Source organism: Streptomyces sp. CO7 (assembly GCF_053474865.1).
Map to the genome: position 1 here is coordinate 1,001,697 of NZ_JBRIOU010000004.1, position 3,731 is coordinate 1,005,427.

Genomic DNA, 3,731 nt, shown 5'->3' on the forward strand with positions numbered 1-3,731 from the left:
CGCCGGCAGCACTGCCCCCGCCGGCGGTGACGCCGGGATCGCCGGGCCGCAGGACGCGGCCGGGCTGTGGTGCGGGGATGTGGGGGGAAGAGGCGCCGGACCTCCCCAGGTCGGCGCCTCTGGTCTCAGCGGACCCGGCGGCTTTCCACCGGGCCGAGGTAGGTCGTCGGCAGCGCACCGGTGTCGACGATCAGGCGCTGCAGGACGACGGTCGGGTCGACCATCCAGAACCGCAGCTTGTGGGTGCCCGCCGACAGCGTGTGCTTGGTGGGCGTCCGGTTCACGTTGTCGGAGGTGTTGCGCTCCCACCGTTTGTTCATGCCGCCGTCGTCCGCGCCGGTCGCGGCGGTGATGTCGACGGTCTTCGGGGCGTCGCCGTCGAACGAGACCGCGTACCGCAGCCCGGTGCCCGTGAGGGCCGGGTTGCGCGGCGACAGGTAGGCCCAGACGGTGACCTCGCCCGGCGTCAGGACCGTCACGTCGTACTCGAGGTACGGGCCGCTGCCGGGGGTCTGGGCGGGAGCCGTCACCGGGGTCGGGGTCATGCCCGCGGAGCTGCGGCCGATGCGGTCGATCCGCAGCCACCCGGCGTCCTCGGTGGCGACGGCGCGGCTGTGGTGCTCGGCGTCGATGGCGATGTAACCGCCCGCCTCCACGAAGCCCTTGAGGCCCCGAGCCGAGGTGTGGTCGGCGACGGCCTTCACGGTGACGGTGCTGCCCGCGCCCTCCACGGTGAGCTCGGCCTCGCTGCGCCCGGCCGGCGCGCGGTGCCAGTCCACGGAGACCTTCAGCCGGACCTGCGTGCCGACCGTGCCACGGGTGCGCTCCACGCGCAGCCACGGCGCCGACGAGGTGACCGTGTACGCGAAGGACCGGGTGCCCCGGTTGAAGATCTCGACGAAGGCGTCGTCGTCGGTCCGGTACGGGCTGAACTCGGGGAGGACGGCTTCCGCCTCCGCCGCCGGCCACCACTTCTCGGAGCCGGAGATCGCGACACCCATGTCGGCGGTGTCGGGGACCTCGATGCGCTTCACTGCGGGGAAGAGCACGTCCTTGATGGCGACGTTGTTCACCTCGGGCTGCTGCCACGGGGCGTTGTTGCCGTACCGCTCGATGTCGCCGTAGTCGATGTGCGGCTGGAGCTGGAAGTCCTTCCACTTGCCGTCCGCGATCTGCGTGTTGAAGACGTCCTGCAGGCGGAAGTCCTCCTGCAGACCCGCCTCGGCGCGGTCGGCGAGGGCGTTGGTGGCGGCGCGGCCCTGGCCGGCGTAGAGGATGTTGGTGAACTCCGCCTCGCGCAGGTCGTAGACGTTGGCCGTGGCGAGGACGTTGTAGCCGACCAGCTCGAACCAGGCGTCCTGGGCGGAGGCGGGCAGCTTGCGCCCGATCCGCGCCGTCTCCTTGGCGAGCTCCCGCCAGTCCTGCGTGACACGCTCCAGCTCGCCCCAGTAGAAGGGGGTCTGCTTGTCGTCGTAGACGACCGCGGAGTTGTCGGTGGCCAGGTCCTTGGTGGGGTCGAGCGTGATGCGCCGGTTGAGCAGCTCCGGCTTGCGGAGCTGCTGCAGGTGGGCGTAGCGCGACAGGACCGCGGCGATGGCCTCGGCGTGCTCCTGGCCGAAGTGCAGTTCGGCGTAGTTCCGCTCCCACTCCGGGATCTCGTCGAGCTCCCAGCGGCTGGGGCTCCAGGCGTAGTCGAGGAAGAACTGCGTGGGCAGTTCGTTGCCCTTCAGGTCGCCGACGTTGACGACCCACAGGCCGTGGTTGCCGTAGGAGACGGCCTGGTGGAGCTGGTCCCACATGTTCGGCAGCGACGTGGTGTCGACCCACTTGTAGTTGCGGCCGCCGCCCACGTAGTCGAAGTGGTAGTACACGCCGTAGTTGCCCGAGCGGTACGGCTCGGCCGGGTCCGGGTGCTTGCGGATGTTGCCCCAGTTGTCGTCGCAGAACACCACCGTGACGTCCTCGGGAGCACGCAGGCCCTTGGTCCAGTACCGCTGGACCTCCTTGTAGAGCGTCCACACCTGCGGCACCGCGGTCTCGGAACCCAGGATCTCCTTGATGATCCCGCGCTGGGTGCTGATGATCTCCTGCATCAGCTCGATGCCGTCGCCGTCGGGCAGGCTGACGTCGCCGTTGCCGCGCATGCCGAGGGTGACCACACCCTCGTAACCCTGCTCCTTCATCCGCTTGATGCCGTCGCGCCAGTACGCCTCGATGGCGGCGCGGTTGCGGCGGAAGGACCACTCGCCGGTGCCGCCGTACGGGTCGGAGCCGGGGGTGGTGATGTTGCCCGCGGAGTCGCGGACGGCGGCCTTGGCGTGGCGGTTCCACTCCTCGATGCCGCGCATCATCGGGGCCTCGTGCGAGGTGCCCATGACCACTCCGTAGGCGGTGGCGCGGGCGTGGTTCTCCGGGTCGTCCTCGGCGAACGCCCGGCCCCACACGGCCGGCCACAGGTAGTTGCCCTTCAGGCGCAGGAGGACCTCGAAGACCTTCTCCCAGAACTTCGCGTTGAAGCCGCCGTCGAAGCCCGGCGCCTTGCCCGGACCGAAGAACTGGGGCGCCCAGGTGCCGAGGTTCGGGTTCTCGTCGTTGATGAAGACACCACGGAACTTGACCTTCGGGGTGCCCTGCGTCCAGGAACCGGCCTTGACGTAGATCTCCCGGCGCTGCACCGGCACGACGTCGTCCCACCAGTACCAGGGGGAGACGCCGATGCCGCGGCTGACGTCGTAGGCACCGAAGATGGCGCCGCGCTGGTCGCTGCCCACGATCACCAGGGCGCGGGAGACGCCGGGCATCGGGCGCTCGACCACCGTCTGCTGGGAGGTCTCCCACTTCCCCCGTATGCGGGAGACGTCCAGCTTCCCGGACTCGACGAGCTTGTCCACCAGCTCGCTGCGGCCGAGTGTTCCGACGATGACGACCTCACGGGCCGACCCCGCGCGCGCCGCCGGCTTCACACCGGTGACCCGCTCGACGTCGGCGCGCAGGTCCTCGGCGACCCGGACCACGCCCGCGAAGTCGTCCTCGTCCACGATCACCGGGGCGGCGTGCCCCTTGCGCACCAGCGGGAAGGCGCCGGCCTCCGGCTTGAACGTGATGTACGCGCCGGAGTCGGTGCGGCGCGGCCCCCCTCCGGCCGCGCCGCGCTCCGCGTCACCCTGGGCCGCGTACCCGGTACCGGCCCCACCGCCGACCAGGGGGAGGGCCACCAGGCCCGCAGCCGCCCCAGTCCCCAGAACCGACCTACGGCTGACGTTCCCGCGCATGGCTCACCCACTTCTCGGCTGATTTTGGTAACCGGCCTGACAAATGTTGGGGCAGGGACGGGAGCACGACAACGGGTCGGGAGCAACGAAAACTTTCGATACGCGAACACGACCGGGAAGATCCGGAAATCGCAGGCGGAAACGACCGCACGGGCGCCCTTCCGCCAGGGCACGGCAAGCGCGGGTTTTCGAAATCGGCCACGAGGCGGCGCGAAAGTCGCGGAATTTCTTCCGCAACGTGGCGCAACGCCTGGGGGTGAGCCGCAAACAGCACGTGACCTGGGGCGATCGCGCCACCCGGACCCTCCGCGGCGCCCCTGGGGCGATGGCGGGAGCACGGGAAACGGAGAGCCGGGAACTTGGCGAAAACGCTGCACCCGCCCGGGCCGGCCGCAGCGACGCGGGGTGGTGGGGAGCGGGGCGGCGAGCTCCCGGGGAGCGGCCGGCCCGGGCGGGTGC

At 70.6% G+C, this 3,731-nt stretch carries 1 protein-coding gene; it reads right to left on the minus strand.

What is annotated here, in order from left to right:
- Positions 1-125 precede the first annotated feature (125 nt).
- Entirely contained in the window at positions 126-3,272 is a 3,147-nt protein-coding gene (locus ACOV8S_RS17405; RefSeq protein ID WP_448318683.1) for a glycosyl hydrolase 115 family protein, read from the minus strand.
- Positions 3,273-3,731: the final 459 nt, after the last annotated feature.

What these genes read in the sequence shown, in the direction of transcription:
- ACOV8S_RS17405 (WP_448318683.1), bottom strand. Translation starts at nt 3,272, where the DNA reads ATGCGCGGGAACGTCAGCCGTAGGTCGGTTCTGGGGACTGGGGCGGCT.